The organism is Falsiroseomonas ponticola, assembly GCF_016805305.1.
GTDB lineage: Bacteria > Pseudomonadota > Alphaproteobacteria > Acetobacterales > Acetobacteraceae > Falsiroseomonas > Falsiroseomonas ponticola.
In genome coordinates this window covers 402,802-422,786 of sequence record NZ_JAERQN010000004.1, presented here as the reverse complement: position 1 = coordinate 422,786, position 19,985 = coordinate 402,802, and the positions used below count along the sequence as shown (strand labels likewise).

Sequence of the window (19,985 nt, the reverse complement as noted above, 5' to 3'; positions counted from 1 at the left end):
GCCGAGACTGACGAGACAAGTGGCGGCGCTTGTTCGATCGCGAGCGATACGATGAACGAAGACGGCTCTTCCCTCCGTCCTGGATTTCTCGGTATAGGTTTGCGTATCGCCGGCCCGGGGCGGCCTCGATACGGAAGCGTCGCAGGCTGCGAGAAGGTTCCGGTGCCCGGCAAAGGGAGCACGTCGGCATGCGCGTTCGGATGATTTCAGGCGTGAAGCGGATCACGGTGCTGAAGCCCGGCCAGCCGGCGACGATCCGGCGGACTAAGCCTTCCCTGGACGATGAGACGGGCAGCGCGGAGCGGGTGAAAGTCTGGACCGTGGCGGGTAGCCGCGTGACGCGGGACGACATCCACCTCGACCTCGGCGAGCGCAAGAAGCAGACCGGCATCCTGAAGGTGGTCGAGAAGAAGATCCGCAAGCTGGCGCGGCGCGAACAGAAGGCGCTGGGCCATTACCTGGCACTGCACGAGCAGTCCAACCGCAAGCGCCGCAATGGCTGGGCCCGCGATATCGGGCGCAACCTGGTGCGCGTGATCCGGCGCGGTTGACCAAGCCTTCCCGGATCGCGCCCGCGCGGTCCGGCTTTCGCATCCATCCGGCAATCGCGAGGGACGAGCATGAGTGAGGCCAGTGCGGACGTGAAGGACGCGAAAGGCGTTGTCTGCGTCCTCGATCTCGGGGAGCATTCCCGCAAACGCGTCCGGCGGCTTCGTCGCGGCGAGGGGAAGCTGATGGACAAGGTGGAGGATGCGATCGCCGCCCTCCATGACGAAGGCGTCCTCGACGGCGCGGCGCAGACCGTGGTCGTGGTGGTGCGGCAGGAACAGCGCCTGGGCGACATGTTCCGCGACGATGACGACGACGACGACGATTGATCGTCGGCCAGGTCTGATCCGATACGCCGGGCACGGTTGATCCGGGCCCGGCCAAGCCGGCTGCCATCCGACCGATAGGCTGCCCTCGTCTGGGAGAGCGTCTCCATTCTGGTCAAGCGGATCGCTGGGTTCCGGTTGGATGTCATCCGGCGCCGCCGCAACGCTGCCACCACGCTCGTGGCGCTGGAGCCGCGGAACCCCGAGCGCGAGTTTCCCCCCGACCTCGACTCGATCGTGCCGACGCCCCTTTCCACGGGCGGTGCCTCCCGGCCGATCACCATCGAGCCCCTGCCGCCGGCCTCCCGCTTCCGCGGCCTGGCGGTGTTCACGGCGCTGATCCGCTTCGTGGGCATGCGGCTCTGGCTGCGGGCGACCGGGCAGATGACGCCGGCCCGCGATGCCGCCCTGGCCCGCGCCCTGTTCGAGGGGCTGAGCGGCATGTGGATCAAGGCCGGGCAGCTCCTGTCCCTGCGCACCGACTTGCTGACCGACGAGATGTGCGAGGCGCTGTCCAGCCTGCAGCACCGCGTCGCGGGCTTCCCGCCGGAGGTCGCGCTGCGGGTCGTGGAGGAGGATCTGGGCACCCCGATCTCCCGCGTCTTCTCCTGGTTCGACCCCATGCCCTTCGCGGCCGCGTCGATCTGCCAGGCGCATCGCGCGACCCTGCTGGAGAACAATCGCGCCGTCGTCGTGAAGATCATGCGGCCCGACGTGGCGCGCAGCTTCGCGCGCGACCTGGGCCTGCTGCGCGGCCTGGTGGCCGTGTTCAGCGTCCTCGGCATCGGCAGCCGCTTCCACCTGGTCGATGGGCTGCGCGAGCTGCGCGCGGTGCTGAGCGAGGAGACGGACTACCGGTTCGAGGCCGTGAACCTCAAGCGCATGCGGCGCAACCTGCGGCGGCACAAGGTCTCCGTTCCCCGGGTACTGTCCCGCTATTGCGGGCCGCGCATCCTGGTGATGGACGAGATCCCGGGCGTGCTGATGACGCACTACATCCAGATGCGCACGGAGAACCTGCCCGCGGTGCGGCGCTGGGAGCATGAGAACAACGTCGATCCCCTGAAGCTCGGCAAGGGGCTGATGGTGACGGTGCTGCGCCAGATCCTGGAGGACAACGAGTTCCACGCCGACCTGCACCCCGGCAACATCATGATCATGGCCAACAACCGCATCGCGCTGCTGGACCTTGGCAGCGTCGGGCGGCTGGACCGGCGGACATGGCAGCTCTACCGCTACACCATGGTGGCGCTGGCGACGCGGGATTTCGAGCGTGCGGCCGACTACACCCTGCTGCAGCAGCCGGGCCTCGGCGTCGTCGATCACGCGCGGCTGCGGAGCGACCTGGCGGATGCGCTGCGCAAATGGGAACTGCGCAGCGAGTTCCCGAACACCTCCTACGCCGACAAATCCGTGGCCTCCATGGGGGATGAGATCACCCGCGTGATGGCGCGCCACAACGTGCCGGTCGGCTGGGGCCTGATGCGCGTCGGCCGGGCCCTGTCCACGCTGGATGCATCGCTGCAGGTCTTGGTGCCGGACGGCAACTTCATGGACTTCACCCGGGCCTACTTCAAGGACCGGCAGCGGCGGCAGCGGACGCTGAAGGGGGCGATGCGGCCGCTGCAATCCGCGCTGCAGGATGTCATGGGCCTCGCTTCCGATGCCAACGTGGTGCTGGGCTCCGCCGTCCGCTTCCAGGGGCTTCGCCTCCAGGGCATGGCGGACCGCGTGCAGCAGTTCCGCCTGGCGGTGCTGAAGGTATTCAACCGCGGGATCTGGACGCTCATCCTCGTCACGCTCGGCATGATGCTGCTGAACCGCTTCATCGACTATCTGCCGCTGACCTGGCAGCCGCCGGCGCAGCGCCTGCTGACATTCGTGCTGGAACCGCTGCCGGACCTCGACGGCATCTACTGGCTGCTGTTCCTGGCGGTCGCGCTGTTCATTTCCAACGTGTTGCGAACGGCCCGGAAATCCCTTTCGGCAACCCAATGAGGGCGGCGTTGCCGCTGCCGTCGGGGCTGCAAGACTCGTCACTCCTCTGTTATCAGTGAGGCTGCAGCGCGGGCGTGGCAACCGCGCAGGGGGTTGGTCGGCATGCCGTCGCGATGGGTTATCGCAAGCGTTTCCGCCCTGGCCGGGCTCGTGGGCGGCGCCGTCCTCACGCGCTATGCCCTGCCCGCCGTCGGCGCCGCGCCGGAAGCGCGCGCGCCCGTCGTGGCCGCCGAACCCGCGCCTGCCTCGGTCGAGGTCGCGCGCGCCACGCGGGGGCGCGTGGACCAGGCGCTGAACTCGCTCGGCACGTTGCAGGCGCGGGAAAGCGTGCCGGTCGCATCGCTCAATCCCGGCGTCGTCACCGCCATCCACTTCCAGGAAGGCAGCCGGGTCGAGGCGAATGCGCCGCTGCTCGACCTCGACCAGCGCATCGCGCGGGCCAACCTTGCATCCGCCGAGACGGAGTTGCGCGCGGCCCAGCTTCGCTTCGAGCGGAGCCAGCAGCTGTCGGGCTCCGGCTTCCGGTCCCGCCAGCAGCTGGACGATGACCGGGCGGCGATCGACCGCGCGGCGGCGGAGGTGGCGATCCGGCAGACTCAGCTGGCACAGCTGACGGTCCGCGCGCCCTTCACCGGCATCCTGGGCCAGCGCGAATTCGGTGTCGGCGAGTATATCGAGGCGGGCAAGCGCCTCGTGGTGCTGGAGGACCGGTCGGTCCTGCGCGTCAGCTTCCGCGTGCCGGAGCGCTTCCTGCCGCGGCTGGCCATCGGCCAGGCGGTGGAGCTGACGCTGGACGCCGTGCCGGGCCGCCGCTTCACGGGGCGCGTCACCCTGCTCGATGCGCGGCCCGGCACCAATGACCGCGACATCCAGGTGCGGGCCGAGATCCCCAACGACCCGCCGGTGCTGCCATCCGGCCTTTTCGCGCGCGTGCGCCTGGTGATCGAGAGCCGGCCGGACGCGATCGTCGTCCCGCCCTCCGCCATGCTCTACACGCTGACGGGGGCCTATGTGTTCAAGGTCGAGGATGGCCGCGCCAGGCGCACGCCGGTCCGCGTCGGTCTTCAGCTTCCCGATCGGGTCGAGATCGTGGAGGGGCTGGAGGCCGGCGACCAGGTGGTGACGGCCGGCCAGTTCAACCTGGATGACGGAAGGCGCGTGAACGCGGTGTCGCGGACGCCAGGCCAGCGCTGATGTCAGTTTCTGACCTTTTCATCCGGCGGCCGGTCTTCGCGATCGTCATCAACCTGATCGTCGCGCTGGTCGGGCTGCTCGGCCTGTCGCGCCTCGCGATCCGGGAATTGCCGCAATTCGACCTGCCCTTCGTGTCCGTCACCACGATCTACAGCGGCGCGGCGCCGGACCTGGTGGAGCGGACGGTGACGGCGCCGATCGAGCAGGCGATCTCCGCCGTCGGTGGCATCGATACCATCGTCTCCACCAGCAGCGAGGGCAGCAGCCAGATCCAGATCGCCTTCCGCGCCGGGACGAACCCGCTGAACGCGGTGACGCAGGTTCGCGACAAGGTCGGCCAGCTGGCCAATGTGCTGCCGACCGATGCGCTGGCGCCCACGGTGGCGCAGCTGAGCCTGGACGCGGTGCCGGTGATCTACCTGTCGCTGACGGATTCGGCCCGCAGCGCCATGGAGGTGACGGAGATCGTCGCGCGCGTGGTCAGGCCCGCCCTGGCCGCCGTCGATGGCGTCGCCGCGTCGCAGACGCTGGGCGAGCGCCGCTACGCGATCCGCGTCTGGCTCGATCCCTGGGCGCTCGCGGCGCACAACGTGACGGCGCCGGAGGTGAACGACGCCATCATCTCCCAGAACATCTCCGTGCCATCGGGGACGCTGGAGCGCGATGGGCGGAAGGCCCTGGTCTATACCGACACGGCGCTGCTGCGGCCGGAGCAGTTCTCCGAGGTCGTGGTGCGGCGCGGCCTCGGCGATGACGGGCTGGTGAAGCTCGGCGACGTGGCGCGGGTGGAGGTGGGGCCGGAGAGCATCACCAACGCGATCCGCATCGATGGCCGGAGCGGCGTGGCGGTCGGCGTGCTGGCGCAGTCCTCCGCCAATCCGCTGGAGGTGGCGCGCGCCGTGCGGGCCCTGGTGCCGGGGCTGCGCGGGTTGCTGCCGGCCGGCATGACGCTGGACGTGGTGTTCGACCGGTCCGAGGCGATCGAGATCGCGGTGAAGGAGGTGGCGGAGACGATCATCGTGGCGGTCGCCCTGGTGACGGTCGTGATCCTGCTGTTCCTCGGCTCCTTCCGCTCCTCCATCATCACGCTCGTCACCATCCCGCTGTCGCTGTTGGGCATGCTCGGCTTCATGTATGCCGTGGGCTACAGCATCAACACCTTCACGCTGCTGGCGATGGTGCTGGCCATCGGCCTGGTGGTGGACGACGCGATCGTCGATGTGGAAAACGTGCAGCGGCACATCGACATGGGCAGCGATCCCGTCACCGCGGCCTTCATCGGCAGCCGGGAGATCGGCTTCGCCATCGTCGCGACGACGCTGACGCTCGCCGCCGTCTACCTGCCGATCGGACTGATGCCGGGGCTGCTCGGCAGCCTCTTCGCGGAATTCGCCTTCACGCTCGCGGCCGGTGTCGTGATTTCCGGCTTCGTGTCCCGCACCCTGTCGCCGGCCATGTGTTCGCGGATGCTGCGGGCGAAGCGGCTGGGCGGGGTGGCGATCCGGATCGACCATGCCTTCGCGCGGCTGGCCACGCTCTACGCCCGGCTGCTGCGGGCCACGCTGCGCTTCCGCTGGTTCGTGCTGATCGGCAGCGCGGGCGTCTTCGCGGGCGGCATCCTGCTGATGATGCGCCTGCCGGGGGAATTCGCGCCGGCGGATGACCCGGGCTACGTGATCGTCGAATTCACCGCGCCCTCCGACGCCACGACCTACTACATGGATGAGCTGGCGGCCCGGGTGGATTCGGTCTTCGCGACGGTGCCGGAGCGCCGCGGGACGATGATCATGAACGGCATGTCGTCGCCGACCTCCGGCATCGGCCTGCTGCTGCTGAAGCCCTGGGCGGAACGGCAGGCGACCTCCGTCGAGATCGGTGCCCGCATCATGCCCGCCCTGAACCGGATCGCGGGGGCGCGCTTCACCCTGCTCGATCCCAATCCGCTCGCGGGCGGCAACGTGGCGCCGGTGCAGTTCGTGGTCCGCACCACCGGCAATTACGAGGATCTGTCCCAGGTGATGACGCGGCTGCGCGACTTCGCGCGGCGCCATCCCGCCTTCACCTCGCCCGCCGTGGACCTGGACCTGAACACGCGGCGCATCGATGTGGTCATCGACCGGCCGCTCGCCGCCGTCGTCGGCATCGACATCATGCGCATCGGCCAGACGATCAACACCTTCCTCGGCGGCCAGCAGGCCGGCAATTTCGGCTGGGAGGGCCAGCAGTACAAGGTGCTGCTGCAGATCGAGGAGCAGGACCGCCGGGATTCCGACATCGTCAACAACATCTACCTGCGCAGCGCCGCGGGGGATGTGGTGCCGCTGTCCTACGTCGTGTCGCAGCGTGAGACGGTGGGCGCCTCCTCCCTCCCGCGCTTCCAGCAGCTGCGATCCGCGCGCATCACCTCCACGCTGGCGCCCGGCTGGTCGCTGTCGGAGGCGCTGGCGGCGCTGGAGGAGGAGGCGGCCCGCATCCTGCCGCCGGGCTACCAGGTGGATTACGACGGACCCTCCCGCGCGCTGAAGCAGGCGGATGCCAGCGTGGGCATCGTCTTCCTGCTGGCGCTGGCCTTCATCTACCTGACGCTCGCGGCGCAGTTCGAGAGCTTCCGCGACCCCTTCATCGTGCTGTCGGTGGTGCCGCTCGCGATGGTCGGCGCGGCGCTCGGCCTGCTGGCTGTCAACGGCTCGCTCAACGCCTACAGCTTCATCGGGCTGGTGACGCTGATCGGCCTTGTCGCCAAGGGCGGCATCCTGATCACCGAATTCGCAAACCAGCTGCGCGACGAGGGGCGTGAATTGCGGGAGGCGGTGGTGGAGGCGGCGGCGACGCGGTTGCGCCCCATCCTGATGACGACGGTGGCGACCATCCTGGGCGCGGTGCCGCTGCTGCTGACCGTCGGGCCCGGTGCGCGGTCGCGCGAGGATCTTGGCGCCGTCGTCGTCGGCGGCATGCTCTTCGGCACGCTGGTTTCGCTGTTCATCGTACCGGCCTGCTACGTCGTGATGTCCCGCAAGGTGCGCAAGCCGCTGGTTTCTCCGCCACCGGCCGGGGAGGGGGCGTCGCACTGACCGGGCGCGGGGTGTCCACTCCGCTCTTCCATCCCGTGCGGGCCTTCGCCTAATCTTTCCGCGCGCGGAAGCGCGGTGTCGCGGCAGGCTCGTCTTCGGCAGGGTGACGCATGAAGCTCCTTCATCCGACTGCGGCTCAGCTTCACACGATGGTCCAGGCGATGTCGGCCGTGGTGTCGGCGGGTGGGCGCGTGGCGCCGCTGCCGGTGGAGCGCGACAGCATCCAGGCCATCCAGCATCACCTGCTGGGCCAGGCGGAGCCGATCCGCGCCAGGATGGCCGGCCTTCCGGATGACCTGGCCACCGTCATCACCGATCCCGAGCTGCGGCGCCTGACGGTCCAGCTGCTCGTCATCCTCGCTGTGGTGGGGCGCCGGGTCCGGGGCGACAAGGTCGCGGTCGTGGTGGAGGCCGCGCAGCGGCTTGGCGTGGAGGAGCGGGGCGTCCTGCTGCTGCAGCGCGCGGCGCAGGGGCAGTTCAAGCGCATCGCGATGTCGCTCATGAAGGGCTTCGTCGATTGGTGGTCCCCCTCCGGCAAGGCGGGCCTGCGGGACTGGATGCGCTTCGTCTGGTGGATGCTGCCGCAGCTGCATGGCGCCGGCACGGCGCGGCGGAATGCCGAACTCGCCGCGCGCTACGCCGCCCTCGCGACCCTGCCGGAGGGCACCTTCGGGCGCGCCCTGCATGCCTTCTACGCCGACAACAGCATCAGCCTGCCGGGCCAGCCGAAGAGCGTCCCCTGGGTGATGCACGAGGTCTATCACGTCCTCAGCGAGTACGGCGTGAAGCTGGAGGCCGAGTTGCTGCTGACGGCCTTCGTCGGCGGTTCCCTCGGCGAGAACTGCATGGACCAGATCATGTTCGGCCTGCTGTCCTACCAGACCGGCAGCCCGTTGATCGGGGGCGTGGTGGCGGAGGGGCTGCTCGACCCCGACAGCTACTTCGCCGCCATGGCGCGCGGCGCGGCGATGACGGCGAATGTGGTGCAGGGCTGGGATCTCTGGGCCGTGGCCGGCGCGGATCTGCAGGAGCTTCGCGCGCGATACGGCATTCCGCCGATCTCCGAGCATGAGCGCGCGGTGGTGGGCGGCTACAACGGCCTTCTGCTCGGCCCCGGCCATTCGACCCCCGCCGACTGGCCCGGCATCGACCAGGGCCTGGCCGCGCCCGTCGCCGCCTGACATCGACGATGCGTGCGTGGCGTCACCACAATCGGGATGGGTGGTTCGCGGATGGTGGATGAAGCGCAGGCCTTGGCCATATCGCGGGTCTGGACCGATGCGGCCTTCCGCAAGCGGGTGGTCGAGGCGCCCCGGCCGGCACTCGCGGAGCTCGGCATCGCGATCGGCGCGGATGCCGCCGTGCGCGTCGTCGGCAGCAAGGGCGCGCCGGGTGACGTGGATGATCCCTCGCTGATCCAGGTGGTGGTCGAGCAGGGTGGCGGCTACGCCTATTTCTTCATCCCCTCGCCGCGGTCGCCCTGCGCGCAGCAGGCGGCCTATGGCATCATCGTCGCCCGCGACACTGATGATCCGGCCCTCGGGCGCCGCGTGCTGCGGGATGCCGAGCGCGCGCTGGCGGGGCTGGCCGCCCAATGCGAGGTGCTTGCCGCCGAAGCGGAAGCCGTGGCGTGAAGCTATTCGAGCCAAGCCCCGAGGTGCTGTCCTGCATCGTGGCGGCCGCCAGCGCGGTGGCATCCGCCGGCGGCACCCTGCAGCCCGAGCCGATCGAGATCGAGGCCCTCGATGCCTATCAGCGGCACATGCTGGGCCAGGCGAACCCGATGCCCTGCGTGCCCGGCCCGCTGCCGGCGGGGCTGGAGAGCGTGATCGCCGATGCCGCCTTGCGCCGGCAGACGGTGCGGCAGCTGGCGATCCTCTCGATCGTCGATGGCGCGCTGCGGCGGGAGAAGGTGGCGGTGGTGGAGGAGGCGGCGCGCCGTCTCGGTGTCTCGGAATTCGGCCTGACGGTGCTGTCGCGCCTGGCGAGGCGGGAGGGGCGGGGCCATGCCTTCGGCTTCATGCGCCGGATCGTCGCCCATTACTGGTCCTTCGACGGCCAGGCGACGCTGCGCGACTGGCTCGGCATGGTGTGGACCGCGGCGCCCTGGCTGCCCGGCCTTGGCCGGTATCTCGGACGCGATGCGCTGCTCCTGCGCTACCGCGCGCTCGGCGAGTTGCCGGCCGGCAGCTTCGGCCGGGCCGTCCATGGCTACTACGCGACCCATGGCTTTCCGATGCCGGGCGAGCCGAAGAGCCTGCCCGAGGGGTGGGCCCGGCACGAGATCTACCACGTGCTCAGCGGCTACGCGACGAACCTGCAGGGTGAGTTGCTGCTGGCGGGCTTCATTGCCGGCAATACGGACGAACTCTGCCTCGACATCGTCCTGCCGGCCCTGATCCAGCTTCATGCCGGGGTGAAGTTCGTGCCGGGACCGGTTTCCAAGGACAAGCTGCGGCCCGACGCCTTCTTCCGTGCCATGGCCCGCGGCGCCGCGATGCAGGTGGACCTGCTCGATGGCTGGCGGATCTGGGACGTGGCCGACATGCCGCTGGACGATGTGCGCCATCGCTACGGCATCCCCGCCCTGACGGCGGCGGAGCGCGAGGAGCTGGCGCCCCACAAGGCGCTGCTGCCGGCCTGAGCATGTGTACGGCGGGAGGGGCACCAGGCCCCGGTGATGGGGGAGGTCGATCGTGCAGGTGATTGTGCCAACGATGCCGCAGGCACGCTTGATCGTGCAGGCGATGCACGCCGTCGCGACGGCGGAGGGCACGCTGCCGCTGCTGCCTGTCGAGGCCGACAGCATCCTCGCGATCCAGCGCCACCTGCTGCATCTCGATGAACCGATCGACCCACCGGCGCTGTCCCTGCCGGCGGATCTGGCACAGGCCATCGACACGCCAACGATGCGGCGCGAGGTGGTGCGCATCCTCGCCATGCTGCCGGTGATCGACAAGAAGGTGCTGGACGCCAAGGTGCGCCTGGTGGAGGCGGTGGCCGAGCAGCTTGGCGTGGATGAATATGGCGTCGGCCTGCTCCGGCTGGCCGAGCAGCGCAAGTTCCGGAAGCTGGCGCTCCGGCTGATGATGCGCTCCGTCGCGCATTACTGGTCGCCGACAGGCCGGGCGCGGCTGCGGGACTGGCTCGACATGATCCGCATCGCCATGCCTGCGATCCCGGGCGTCTATGCCATGCTCGTGGACCGGACCCTGCTGGCGCGGTACCGCGGCCTGGAAGCCCGGCCGGAGGGGACGCTCGGCCACAGCCTGTTCCGTTTCTACCGCGATCGCGGCTTCCCGATGCCGGGGGAGCCGAAGAGCTTTCCGGAAGGCTGGTCGAAGCACGAGGTCTACCACATCATCAGTGAATACGAGACGTCACTGCAGGGGGAGATGCTCAACGCCGCCTTCAGCGGCGGCAATACGGAGGTCCTGTGCATGGACCTGCTCCTGCTGACGCTGTTGCAGTTCCAGGCCGGCTTCCAGGTGATGCCGGGGCCGGTGCTGGCCGATGAGCTGAAGCCGGACGCCTTCTTCCGTGCCGTCGCGCGCGGCGCGGCGACGGAGGTGGACCTGCTGGCGGAATGGGATCTCTGGTCCGCGGTGGAGCAGCCCGTGGCCGAATTGCGCCGCCGCTACAAGGTGCCCGCGCTGCGGCCGGAGGAACGGGACTGGCTGGCGGCGAACGGCTCGCTCCTCGCCTGACGGGGGAGCGGGGGCGCCCGCCCGCCGGCCGGGTGGCGGGGGTTGCGCGCCCCCCCCTGAACCGCTAGGAAGCCGACCACTTCGCCGGCGGCACGCTGCTGTAGCTCAGTGGTAGAGCACTCCCTTGGTAAGGGAGAGGTCGAGAGTTCAATCCTCTCCAGCAGCACCATCCCGCGCCGCGCCGCGCCGGCTCAGCCCGGCTCCCCGTCCGTCAGCTCCGTCAGTTCGTCCCGCCGCAGGATCTCCACGCGGCCATGCGACGGTTCGCGGATCCAGCCCCGGCGGCGGAAGGCCGTGAAGCCGCGGCTCACGGTCTCCAGCGTCAGGCCCAGGAAGTCGGCGATATCCGCGCGGGTCATCGGCATGTCGAGCACCGGCCCGTCGATGTGCCGCCGGTGCCCGCTCTCCGCCAGGGAGAGCAGGAAGGCGGCGAGCCGGGCTTCCGCGGTGCGGCGGCCGACAGTCACCAGCTGGTCCTGCGTCGCTGCCAGTTCCTGGATGCAGAGGTCGAGGAACCGCCGCTCCAGCGAGGGATAGCGGCGCATCAGCGCGTCCAGCCGGTGGCGGTCCAGCCGGCAAACGGTCGCGCCGGTCAGCAGTTGGGCGGCGAAGGGGTAGGTGCCGCCCGTCGTGTAGCCGAGCACATCCCCCGTGAAGCGGAAGCCCAGCACCTGCTCCCGGCCATCGGGCAGCAGCCGGACCAGCTTGGCCGTGCCGTGCACCAGCGTGAAGACGTGGCCCGCCCGGTCACCCTCCTGGAAGAGGTAGTCACGGGCGCCGAAGACGACGTGCTCGGCTTCCGCCAGCACGTCGTCCAGGGTCGCGGCGTCCAGCGGCCTGCAAAGCCCGGCGACGCGGGATCCGCAGGTGCCGCAGATCTCGCCCTCGCCCAAGGCGTCACGCACCATTCGCCTGGCCGCATCGAGCGGATTCACGCCTTGCCTCCCCCGTTCTCTCCGGGGGTGAGGTTATCCGAGCGTTTCGCTCGGCTTCAAGGGGGCTGGACAACCCTTCCTGTCAAGCGGGGCTTACTCGGGCGTCACGGTCAGGGCGTCCACCGCGATCGTCACCGTGCCGGGGCCGGCCACGGTCACGGGGGATGCCAGGGCGGACCAGGTCAGCGGGTTGCCGCCGGTGGCGGCATCGAACAGGCCGACATGGCTCACGGTCCCGGCCGCGGCGGTGAAGGTGAAGCGGATCGCCTCGACATTCCGCTGCTGGCCGGTGCCGGTGAAGGTCACGCGCTGGCGGGCATAGCCGGTGCCGGCCGGCTCGCCGGTGATGCCGGCGGCGTCGGACCCGCCGGTGCCCACCGCGGCCCAGGCGGCGGTGGGCAGGGTGGGCAGGCGGCCGCACAGGCTGCGGGCCAGCAGGTTCTTTGCGTAGTCGGTGAGGTCGGACATGCTGCGGGTCTCCTCGGTATGGGATGCGGCGTCAGAAGCTGCCGATGATGCTGCGGGACAGGTCGGGGTCGGTGGGTGCCAGGCCGCTCGGCGGCTCGATCGGCCCGGTGGCCACCAGCGCCACGAAGGCGGTCCCCTCGATGGTGACGATGGGCTGGCCGATCGGCGGGATGAACCCGCCGATGCGGGCGTCGATCGCGTCGCTCGGGCCTTCGCCGGGTCCCGACCATCCGAACTGGCGCAGGCCGTCGGCGGCGGCGGCCGGCGGCCCCTGCCAGCACATCATGGTCCAGTCGGTCATCGGAGGCTCCTCGGGGCGTGGGTGGAGCGGTGCGGCCTCATGGCGCGGCCGCGCCGGAGAGCATGAGCAGCCTGGTCGTGCCGCCATCCGGGCTGAAGGCCAGCAGCGTCGCCAGCCCGTCCGGCCGTATCTTCGTCAGGCCGTCGGGGTTGGTGGGCGTGCTGCCGGTGAAGCCCGTCATCGTCACCGCGAGGTCCGCGCCCGTGCGATTGACGACCAGGCAGGTGAAGCCATCGCCGGTCGCCGCCCAGTCGATGGACAGCGTCGTGCCCGCATTGGCGGAGACGATCCGCGCGTGATGCGCGGCCAGCGTCAGCGCCGTGGCGGCGGAGGTTCCCACGACCGGCAGGCGGCGCGAGGTGAACTGGGCGTCCACATAGCCCTTGTTGGCCGCCTGGTTCGTGGTGGTGGGATCGCCCGGCAGCACCAGCGGGCCCGTCAGCGTCACGGTGCCGGTCGATGCGACGCGCAGCCGCTCCGTCACGCTGCCGCCGCTGCGGGTCTCGACGATGAAGGCACCGGCCTCCGATCCCGTGCCCACGGCCTCCGCGATGCCGCCGGCACGGGCGAAGACCGTTTCCGTCCCCGCCGCGTTGTTGCCGCTGAAGGCGACGCGGGCGAGCGGGTCGTTGGCCGCCGGCGCGGTGGAACGCCGGCGGAGCGTCACGACCATCGGCGCGGTCATGCCGCTCGGCGCCCCGAAGACCACGCCGCCATTCGGGTTGTTCGTCGCGTCGCCGGCGATCTCCAGCGGCGCCGTCGCCCCCGAGCCGACGCTCACCGAATAGGTGACGGTGCCGTCCTGGTTCTCGACGTCGAGGTCGCCACCCTGGGTGGCGGAGCGGCGGCGGAGAATGGCGCGTTCCTGGTCCGGGGACGATCCCAGCGCCTGGAGGCGGTTGCCGACCAGGACGATGCGCGCCAGGTCCGCCGCCGTCTGCCCCTGGAAGGTGGCGGAACGGGTGTCGGAGGCCACGACCGAGAGGCTGTCGCCGGCCGTCGCCATGTAGACCCGCGCCGCCGGAAGGTCGCAGGCCACCAGCGTGAGGCCGCCGTCGAAGACCTCGACCGCCCGCCCCGCGCCGTCGCCGCCGACCATGACGCCGACGAACTGGTTGTCCCCCTGGTTGGGCGAGGAGGAATTGACGCGGATGGCCGTGGACATGCTGCTGATGAAGCCGCCGACCCATTTGGTGCGGAAGGCGGTGCCCTGGATCAGGGCGCCCACCGTCGTCGGGTCCTTCAGCGACAGCAGGTCGTCGACGCTGCAGTTGCTGAGCTGGATCGACTGCGCGCCGTTGCCGAGGTCGAAGCCGGTCCGGTAGCCATAGGCGAAGCAGCTGACGAATTCCGCGACGTCGCTGTCCTCCACCCGGAAGGCGGTGCCCGTGCGGCGGTTGTTCCAGACGGCGATGTTGCCGCCGCCCGTCCAGGTGCCGGAGAAGGTGCTGCCCTGCAGGTCCACCCGCGTGGCGTCGACCACCGTCACGACGTAGAGCCCGTTGGCCGGCACGCCACCGATGCCATAGGTGTTGACGAGGTCGCCCGTCACCAGCCCATGCGCGGCGGTGGCCGTCAGCCGCACCAGGCCGGACCCGTTATTCGCCACCCCCGCCACGCCCACCTGCGCGAGCGAGACGTTGGAGATGTTCCCCGTCAGGAACGGCCAGAAATGCACCTCGTGGATGCGGGTGACGTCGTAGGTGCGCGTCAGGTAGATGCCGTTCTGGTTGTCGCCCCGCACGCGGCGGACACTGAGGCGCTGGCTGTTGTCCGACCGGATCGCCAGGTTGAAGCCCAGGATCAGCAGGTCCTCGACCAGCACGTCGTGCTGGCTGCCGGAACCATCGCCGATCGTGATCGCCGTGCCGGCCATGGCGGCGCGCAGTGTGACGCCCGCGCGCAGGTTGGTGGGCGGCGCCCCCAGCCCATCGCGCGACAGCGTCATCGCCCGCAGCGTCGCCGCCCGCATCACGCGCACGGTGCGGGCGGGATCGATGATCAGCGTGCCCGGGATGCCGCGATAGTCGGCGGAAGCGCGCTGCCCGCCCGGGAAGGTCGTGGGACCCTCCAGGCAGACATTCTCCAGCACCGTGATGTCGGACGCGACGACGCGGTAGCGCCGCGGTCCGAGGCGGACGGTCCCGCCGCCCGCCGCCGATGCGGCATTGATGGCGGCCTGGATGGCCGCGGCATCGTCGGTGGTACCGTTGCCGACCGCGCCGTAGTCCCGCACATGGAACATGCGTTCGGCATGCACGCCGGCCGTGATCTGGGCGAAGGTCGCGCGCCGCGTCTGCGCCGCGGTGCCGCTGCCCTGCACGAAGGGCGCGATATCCGCGGCGGTCAGCGCCGCGGCGACCGGCAGTTCTGAAATCCTGGCGTCAGGCATCGGGGGGTCCTGTCCTGGTCTGGGGCGGGGGAGGGGGTCGTGCGGTCAGATCAGGACCCGCCCGCCATCCTCCAGCAGCAGCGACATGCCGGTCTGCAGCAGCAGGCCGTAGGGCGCCGTGACGGCGAAGGGGGCGGAGCTGTCGGCGACGGCGGGGTCGATCGTCGCCTGCACGCGCATCCGGTAGCCGGTGCCGGCCGGCGGCGCGGGCAGGCTGACGGTGGCGGTGCCGGCGGAAACCGCCGCGGTCTGCGGCCCGCGCACCGTGGCGCCGTTGGCATCGCTGATGCTGAAGGCGACCTCGGGCACCGGCCCCACGATGGTGGCCTGCGCATCGACCGTGCCGTTGGCGACGATGCCGGCGGCGAGCGGCGCGAGGACGGCGGTCATGGCCACCGCCGTCGCCGCCTGGCGAACGGTGAAGCGCTGCGCCGCGGTGCGGTTCACCCGGAACGGCGCCGCCGCCGTGTCCAGCACCACGCCGGAGGCGACGACATCGCCCGTCCGCACCGGCAGCAGCGCGACCGCATCCGAGGCCTGGAGGAGGATGATGTCGCCGGTATCGATGCGGGCGGCCGCCGGCGCGAAGTAGGTGGCGCCGAGCGCCGTCGCCCGCGTATCGGTGGTCCGATACAGCCAGAGGGTGAACCCGCTGCCGGTGAGCAGGGGGATCAGCGAGGCGTTGTCGAAGGCCATCAGTGTCTCCGTTTGGACAGGCGGCCGCAGGGACGCGCGGAGGCGCGCCCGCGGTCATGCGGGGTTGAGGGGACAATTGTCCTGTCGTCGGGCACGGCCCGGCGCCATCAGGATCGGCTGCGAGGATACGGGGAGAACCGGGATGCGGCCGGAAAGCCGCCGCGGAGCCATCCAGGGGCAGGATGCCGCGCCGGTATCCGGACGCAGATCACCCCGTGGTGCCGCATGACTACAATCGGGCGGCGCAAAGGTCAAGGAAAAAAGACCTAGTGTGGACCGGCCTCGTCACCCCCGTGCAGCCATCAGCCTTCGTGGTAGGGTTCCCCCCGCCAACCAATCGCGGGAGTGCCTCGGATGATGCGTCGAGTGGCGGTAATGGCGGCCTTGCTGGTGTCGATCTGCGGCGCGCCCCCTGCGCAGGCGCAGCAGGCCCCGCAGCAGGTCGTGAACGTCTTCAACTGGAACGACTATATCGACCCCTACATGGTCCAGCGCTTCGTGCGGGAGACGGGCATCCGCGTCCGCTACGACATCTATGACAGCCTGGAGACCCTGGAAGGCCGGATGTCCGCGGGCCGCACCGGCTACGACATCGTGGTCCCGACCAGCGAGCCGACCTTCTCCCGCCTGGCCCGCGCCGGCGCCTTCCGCCCGCTCGACCGCAGCCTGATCCCCAACCTGGCCAATATCGACCCCGCCCTGCAGCAGCAGGTGGCCAGCGCGGATCCCGAGAACCGGTTCGGCGCGCTCTACCTCTACGGGACGATCGGACTCGGCATCAACGTGGACCGCGTCCGCGCCCTGGCGCCCGATGCGCCGATGGACAGCCTTCGCCTGCTGCTGGACCCCGCCCATGCGCGGCGACTCCAGCGCTGCGGCATCGTCATGATGGACAGCGCCTCCGACGTCATCCCGATGGTGCTGCGCTACCTCGGCAAGGATCCGAACAGCACGAGTCCCGAGGATCTGCGCGACGTGGAGCGGACGCTGATGACGATCCGCCCCTTCATCCGCGCCTTCTCCTCCGGCGGCGTGATCGAGGCGCTGGCCGGCGGGCAGTTCTGCATGGCCTTCGCCTATTCCGGTGACGTCATCCAGGCCGCCGCCCGCGCCGAGGAAGCGAATCGGGGCGTGAACATCCAGTACGTGGCGCCGAAGGAAGGTGCCCAGCTCTGGTTCGACCTGCTGGCCATCCCGGCCGATGCGCCGAATCCGGCCGCGGCGCATGCCTTCATCAACTTCCTGCTGCAGCCCGACGTGATGGCCAACATCACCAACCACGTCCGCTACCCCAACGGCGTGCCGGCCAGCCGCCCGCTGGTGGCGGCGGAGGTGGCGAATGATCCGTCCGTCTTCCCGACGGAGGAGATGCGCGCCCGCTTCTTCACCATCGGCGCCGTGCCGCAGGCCGCGGAACGCGCCCGCAACCGCGTCTGGGCGAGGTTCAAGGCGGGCCGGTGAGCGGCCCCGCTGCGGAGCGGCCCGAGGGCAAGGTCGCGGCGAGGCCCGGCGCGGCCGAGCCCTGGCGCGATCCTGCCGCGGACCCGTTCCTGAGGATCGAGGGGGTGACGAAGCGCTTCGACGGCTTCGTCGCCCTGGATGCGGTCACGCTTCCCATCTACCGCGGCGAGCTTTTCGCCCTGCTCGGCGCGTCCGGGTCGGGCAAATCCACGCTGCTGCGCTGCCTGGCGGGCTTCATCGAGCCCGATGCGGGCCGCATCGTGCTGGATGGCCAGGACCTGTCGGGCGTGCCGCCCTATGAGCGGCCCATCAACATGATGTTCCAGTCCTATGCGCTGTTCCCGCACATGACGGTGGCGCAGAACATCGGCTTCGGCCTGCGGCAGGAAGGCGCGCCCAAGGCGGTGATCGCCGACCGGGTCGCGGAGATGCTGGCGCTGGTCCAGATGGAAGGCTTCGGTGGCCGCAAGCCTTCCGCGCTGTCCGGCGGGCAGAAGGCCCGCGTGGCGCTGGCCCGTGCGCTGGCCAAGCGCCCCAAGCTGCTGCTTCTCGACGAACCGCTCTCCGCCCTCGACAAGAATTTGCGGGAGGCGACGCAGTTCGAACTGGTGAACATCCAGGAACGCACCGGCACCACCTTCGTCATCGTCACCCATGACCAGGAGGAGGCGATGACCATGGCGACCCGCCTGGCCGTCATGGACCGCGGCACGCTGGCGCAGGTGGGCACGCCCGGGGAGGTCTATGAATTCCCGAACAGCCGCTTCACCGCCGAATTCCTAGGCACCGCCAACATCCTGGAAGGCGTGGTCGAAGCCGCGGATGACCAGGTGACGCGCATCGGCAGCTCGGAATTGGATTTCGACATCCTGGCGGAGGCCGGGGCCCTCAAGCCCGTCGGCAGCCGCGCCTATGTCGCCATCCGGCCGGAGCGGATGCGGATCGAACGCACCGACCCGGCGACGCCGCTCGGCGACAACAGGCTGGTCGGGCGGGTGAGGGACATCGCCTATTTCGGCGATTTCTTCATGTATTACGTGGTGCTCGACACGGGGAAGGAGATCCGGGTCAGCCAGCCGAACCTGCGCCGGATGACGGCGCGGCCGGTGGATTGGGAGGACCGCGTCGCCGTCACCTGGGACCCCGAAGCGAGCATGGTGCTGCCGGAATGACCGGGCGGCTCGGCCGCGCCCTGGTGCTGGCCCTACCCTGGACCTGGATGGCGCTGTTCTTCGTGGTGCCATTCCTCATCGTGCTGACCATCGCCTTCGCCGAACCCAGCGAGGGCCTGCCCCCCTACACGCCCCTGCTGCGCTGGACGGAGGAAGGGGGGCCGGTCATCCAGATCAACCTGGCGAATTTCCGGCTGTTCCTGGAGGATCCCTTCTACGTGGAGGCCGGGCTGCGCAGCCTTCGCGTCGCCGCCATTTCCGCCACGCTCTGCCTGCTGGTGGGCTACCCCATGGCGCTGGCCATCGCCCGCGCGCCGGAACGCTGGCGCGCGACGCTGCTGATGCTCGTCATCCTGCCCTTCTGGACGTCGTTCCTGCTCCGCATCACCGCCTGGATCGGCATCCTGCAGGACCAGGGATGGCTGAACGGGGCGCTGATGGCGCTGGGCCTGATCCAGGAGCCGCTGCACCTGCTCTACACCGACTTCGCGCTCTATGTCGGCATCACCTACTGCTACCTGCCCTTCATGGTCCTGCCGCTCTATGCCACCCTGTCCAGGCTGGACCCGGCGCTGCTGGAGGCCGCGGAGGACCTGGGCGCGACCCCGTTCCGGGCCTTCCTGCGGGTGACCCTGCCGCTGTCCATGCCCGGGGTGGTGGCGGGCTTCCTCCTCGTCTTCATCCCCGCGGTCGGGGAGTTCGTGATCCCGGAACTGCTCGGCGGGCCGGATGCCCAGCTGATCGGCCGCGTGCTGTGGACGGAGTTCTTCCAGAACCGGGACTGGCCGCTCGCCTCCGCCCTGGCGCTGGTGCTGCTGCTGCTGCTGGTCGCGCCGATCGCCCTGTTCCAGGCGCGCGCGGCGCGGGAGGGGCGGTAGCCATGCGCCGGGCCTCCAGGCTGGCCGTGCCGCTCGGCCTCGGCTTCGCCTTCCTCTACCTGCCCATCCTGCTGATGGTGCTGTTCTCCTTCAACGACAGCCGCCTGGTCACGACCTTCACGGGGTTCTCCGGCCGCTGGTACCTGGCGTTGTGGGAGAATGAGGCGCTGATGGATGCGGCGGGGCTGTCGCTGCGCATCGCGGCGGTATCCGCCACCATGGCGACCGTGCTGGGCGTGGTGGCGGGCTTCGCCCTGGCGCGGATGGGGCGCTTCCGCGGCCGCACCGCCTTCGCCGGCGCCATGGCCGCGCCCCTGGTGATGCCGGAGGTGATCACCGGCCTGTCCCTGCTGCTGCTGTTCGTCGCCCTGGAACAGGCCTTCGGCTTCCCGGCCGGGCGCGGGGCGGACACGGTGGCGATCGCCCATGCCACCTTCGGCGCGGCCTATGTCGCGGTGGTGGTGCAGGCGCGACTCGCGGATTTCGACACGAGCCTGGAGGAAGCGGCGATGGACCTCGGGGCCAGGCCCTGGAAGGTCTTCTTCCTCATCACCCTGCCGCTGATCGCGCCGGCCATCGCGGCGGGCTGGCTGCTGGCCTTCACCCTCTCGCTCGATGACCTGGTGATTGCCAGCTTCGTCTCCGGCCCCGGCGCCTCCACCCTGCCGATGGTGATCTTCTCCGCCGTCCGGCTCGGCCTGGCGCCGGACCTCTATGCGCTGGCGACGCTGCTGGTGGCGGCCGTCGCGCTGGGCCTCGGGGTGGCGACCTGGGTGGTGGCTAGGGGCCGACGGGGCTGACGGCCTGCCATGCTTTATCCACAAGGCTCGCCTAAGC

The 19,985-nt window shown here is 70.2% G+C and carries 18 protein-coding genes and 1 tRNA gene; 14 read left to right on the top strand and 5 right to left on the bottom strand.

Annotated features, from left to right (window positions below):
• Window positions 1–212: 212 nt before the first annotated feature.
• The 10 genes from JJI54_RS15290 to JJI54_RS15245 all read left to right on the top strand — a co-directional run bounded on the left by JJI54_RS15290 (window position 213) and on the right by JJI54_RS15245 (window position 11,014).
• Window positions 213–551 (top strand): DUF6312 domain-containing protein, encoded by a 339-nt coding sequence (locus tag JJI54_RS15290; protein WP_203073856.1) that lies wholly within the window; start codon window positions 213–215, stop codon window positions 549–551.
• 69 nt (window positions 552–620) lie between these two features.
• Window positions 621–878 carry a DUF6200 domain-containing protein gene (locus JJI54_RS15285; protein WP_203073855.1) on the top strand — a complete coding sequence of 86 codons (258 nt, stop codon included), beginning with the start codon at window positions 621–623 and terminating at the stop codon, window positions 876–878.
• Window positions 879–1,013: 135 nt separating this feature from the next.
• The gene (locus JJI54_RS15280; protein ID WP_203073854.1) at window positions 1,014–2,873 is read left to right on the top strand and encodes an ABC1 kinase family protein; all 1,860 of its coding nucleotides are present in this window, start codon (window positions 1,014–1,016) and stop codon (window positions 2,871–2,873) included.
• Window positions 2,874–2,975: 102 nt separating this feature from the next.
• Window positions 2,976–4,067 (top strand): efflux RND transporter periplasmic adaptor subunit, encoded by a 1,092-nt coding sequence (locus tag JJI54_RS15275; RefSeq protein WP_203073853.1) that lies wholly within the window; start codon window positions 2,976–2,978, stop codon window positions 4,065–4,067.
• Window positions 4,067–7,138: an efflux RND transporter permease subunit gene (locus JJI54_RS15270; protein ID WP_203073852.1), complete on the top strand. Its 3,072-nt coding sequence runs from the start codon at window positions 4,067–4,069 to the stop codon at window positions 7,136–7,138. The genes JJI54_RS15275 and JJI54_RS15270 overlap by 1 nt, the downstream gene beginning before the upstream one ends.
• A gap of 161 nt (window positions 7,139–7,299) precedes the next feature.
• Entirely contained in the window at window positions 7,300–8,319 is a 1,020-nt protein-coding gene (locus tag JJI54_RS15265; RefSeq protein ID WP_203073851.1) for a hypothetical protein, read from the top strand.
• 72 nt (window positions 8,320–8,391) lie between these two features.
• The gene (locus JJI54_RS15260; RefSeq protein WP_203073850.1) at window positions 8,392–8,772 is read left to right on the top strand and encodes a hypothetical protein; all 381 of its coding nucleotides are present in this window, start codon (window positions 8,392–8,394) and stop codon (window positions 8,770–8,772) included.
• Window positions 8,769–9,782 carry a hypothetical protein gene (locus JJI54_RS15255; RefSeq protein WP_203073849.1) on the top strand — a complete coding sequence of 338 codons (1,014 nt, stop codon included), beginning with the start codon at window positions 8,769–8,771 and terminating at the stop codon, window positions 9,780–9,782. Before JJI54_RS15260 ends, JJI54_RS15255 begins: the two co-directional genes overlap by 4 nt.
• Before the next feature lie 73 nt (window positions 9,783–9,855).
• The gene (locus JJI54_RS15250; RefSeq protein ID WP_203073848.1) at window positions 9,856–10,845 is read left to right on the top strand and encodes a hypothetical protein; all 990 of its coding nucleotides are present in this window, start codon (window positions 9,856–9,858) and stop codon (window positions 10,843–10,845) included.
• Between the two features lie 94 nt (window positions 10,846–10,939).
• Window positions 10,940–11,014 (top strand) — tRNA-Thr (locus JJI54_RS15245).
• Between the two features lie 22 nt (window positions 11,015–11,036).
• Here JJI54_RS15245 and JJI54_RS15240 read toward each other — a convergent pair.
• From JJI54_RS15240 to JJI54_RS15220, 5 genes are all read right to left on the bottom strand, one after another.
• On the bottom strand, window positions 11,037–11,780 hold the full coding sequence (locus JJI54_RS15240; RefSeq protein ID WP_203073847.1) for a Crp/Fnr family transcriptional regulator: 744 nt from the start codon (window positions 11,778–11,780) through the stop codon (window positions 11,037–11,039).
• Window positions 11,781–11,873: 93 nt separating this feature from the next.
• The gene (locus JJI54_RS15235; RefSeq protein WP_203073846.1) at window positions 11,874–12,248 is read right to left on the bottom strand and encodes a phage tail fiber protein; all 375 of its coding nucleotides are present in this window, start codon (window positions 12,246–12,248) and stop codon (window positions 11,874–11,876) included.
• Between the two features lie 31 nt (window positions 12,249–12,279).
• Window positions 12,280–12,549: a hypothetical protein gene (locus JJI54_RS15230; RefSeq protein WP_203073845.1), complete on the bottom strand. Its 270-nt coding sequence runs from the start codon at window positions 12,547–12,549 to the stop codon at window positions 12,280–12,282.
• A 37-nt stretch (window positions 12,550–12,586) separates the two neighbouring features.
• On the bottom strand, window positions 12,587–14,941 hold the full coding sequence (locus tag JJI54_RS15225; RefSeq protein WP_203073844.1) for a glycosyl hydrolase family 28-related protein: 2,355 nt from the start codon (window positions 14,939–14,941) through the stop codon (window positions 12,587–12,589).
• A gap of 45 nt (window positions 14,942–14,986) precedes the next feature.
• Window positions 14,987–15,637 carry a hypothetical protein gene (locus JJI54_RS15220; protein ID WP_203073843.1) on the bottom strand — a complete coding sequence of 217 codons (651 nt, stop codon included), beginning with the start codon at window positions 15,635–15,637 and terminating at the stop codon, window positions 14,987–14,989.
• A 354-nt stretch (window positions 15,638–15,991) separates the two neighbouring features.
• On the opposite strand from JJI54_RS15220, the gene JJI54_RS15215 reads away from it, so the two are divergent.
• From JJI54_RS15215 to JJI54_RS15200, 4 genes are read left to right on the top strand one after another with little or no spacing between them, the layout of a single operon-like run.
• Complete coding sequence (locus JJI54_RS15215; protein ID WP_203073842.1) at window positions 15,992–17,098, top strand: extracellular solute-binding protein; 1,107 nt, start codon at window positions 15,992–15,994, stop codon at window positions 17,096–17,098.
• Entirely contained in the window at window positions 17,095–18,270 is a 1,176-nt protein-coding gene (locus JJI54_RS15210) for an ABC transporter ATP-binding protein (RefSeq protein WP_203073841.1), read from the top strand. The genes JJI54_RS15215 and JJI54_RS15210 overlap by 4 nt, the downstream gene beginning before the upstream one ends.
• The gene (locus JJI54_RS15205) at window positions 18,267–19,148 is read left to right on the top strand and encodes an ABC transporter permease subunit (protein ID WP_203073840.1); all 882 of its coding nucleotides are present in this window, start codon (window positions 18,267–18,269) and stop codon (window positions 19,146–19,148) included. Before JJI54_RS15210 ends, JJI54_RS15205 begins: the two co-directional genes overlap by 4 nt.
• Window positions 19,149–19,150: 2 nt before the next feature.
• Entirely contained in the window at window positions 19,151–19,948 is a 798-nt protein-coding gene (locus tag JJI54_RS15200) for an ABC transporter permease subunit (protein WP_203073839.1), read from the top strand.
• Window positions 19,949–19,985: the final 37 nt, after the last annotated feature.

Excerpts from the sequence above, each read along its gene's own strand:
- JJI54_RS15285 (WP_203073855.1), top strand. The coding sequence starts at position 621 with ATGAGTGAGGCCAGTGCGGACGTGAAGGACGCGAAAGGCGTTGTCTGC.
- JJI54_RS15275 (WP_203073853.1), top strand. The coding sequence starts at position 2,976 with ATGCCGTCGCGATGGGTTATCGCAAGCGTTTCCGCCCTGGCCGGGCTC.
- JJI54_RS15270 (WP_203073852.1), top strand. The coding sequence starts at position 4,067 with ATGTCAGTTTCTGACCTTTTCATCCGGCGGCCGGTCTTCGCGATCGTC.
- JJI54_RS15265 (WP_203073851.1), top strand. The coding sequence starts at position 7,300 with ATGTCGGCCGTGGTGTCGGCGGGTGGGCGCGTGGCGCCGCTGCCGGTG.
- JJI54_RS15250 (WP_203073848.1), top strand. The coding sequence starts at position 9,856 with ATGCCGCAGGCACGCTTGATCGTGCAGGCGATGCACGCCGTCGCGACG.
- JJI54_RS15235 (WP_203073846.1), bottom strand. The coding sequence starts at position 12,248 with ATGTCCGACCTCACCGACTACGCAAAGAACCTGCTGGCCCGCAGCCTG.
- JJI54_RS15230 (WP_203073845.1), bottom strand. The coding sequence starts at position 12,549 with ATGACCGACTGGACCATGATGTGCTGGCAGGGGCCGCCGGCCGCCGCC.
- JJI54_RS15225 (WP_203073844.1), bottom strand. The coding sequence starts at position 14,941 with ATGCCTGACGCCAGGATTTCAGAACTGCCGGTCGCCGCGGCGCTGACC.
- JJI54_RS15220 (WP_203073843.1), bottom strand. The coding sequence starts at position 15,637 with ATGGCCTTCGACAACGCCTCGCTGATCCCCCTGCTCACCGGCAGCGGG.
- JJI54_RS15215 (WP_203073842.1), top strand. The coding sequence starts at position 15,992 with ATGATGCGTCGAGTGGCGGTAATGGCGGCCTTGCTGGTGTCGATCTGC.
- JJI54_RS15205 (WP_203073840.1), top strand. The coding sequence starts at position 18,267 with ATGACCGGGCGGCTCGGCCGCGCCCTGGTGCTGGCCCTACCCTGGACC.
- JJI54_RS15200 (WP_203073839.1), top strand. The coding sequence starts at position 19,151 with ATGCGCCGGGCCTCCAGGCTGGCCGTGCCGCTCGGCCTCGGCTTCGCC.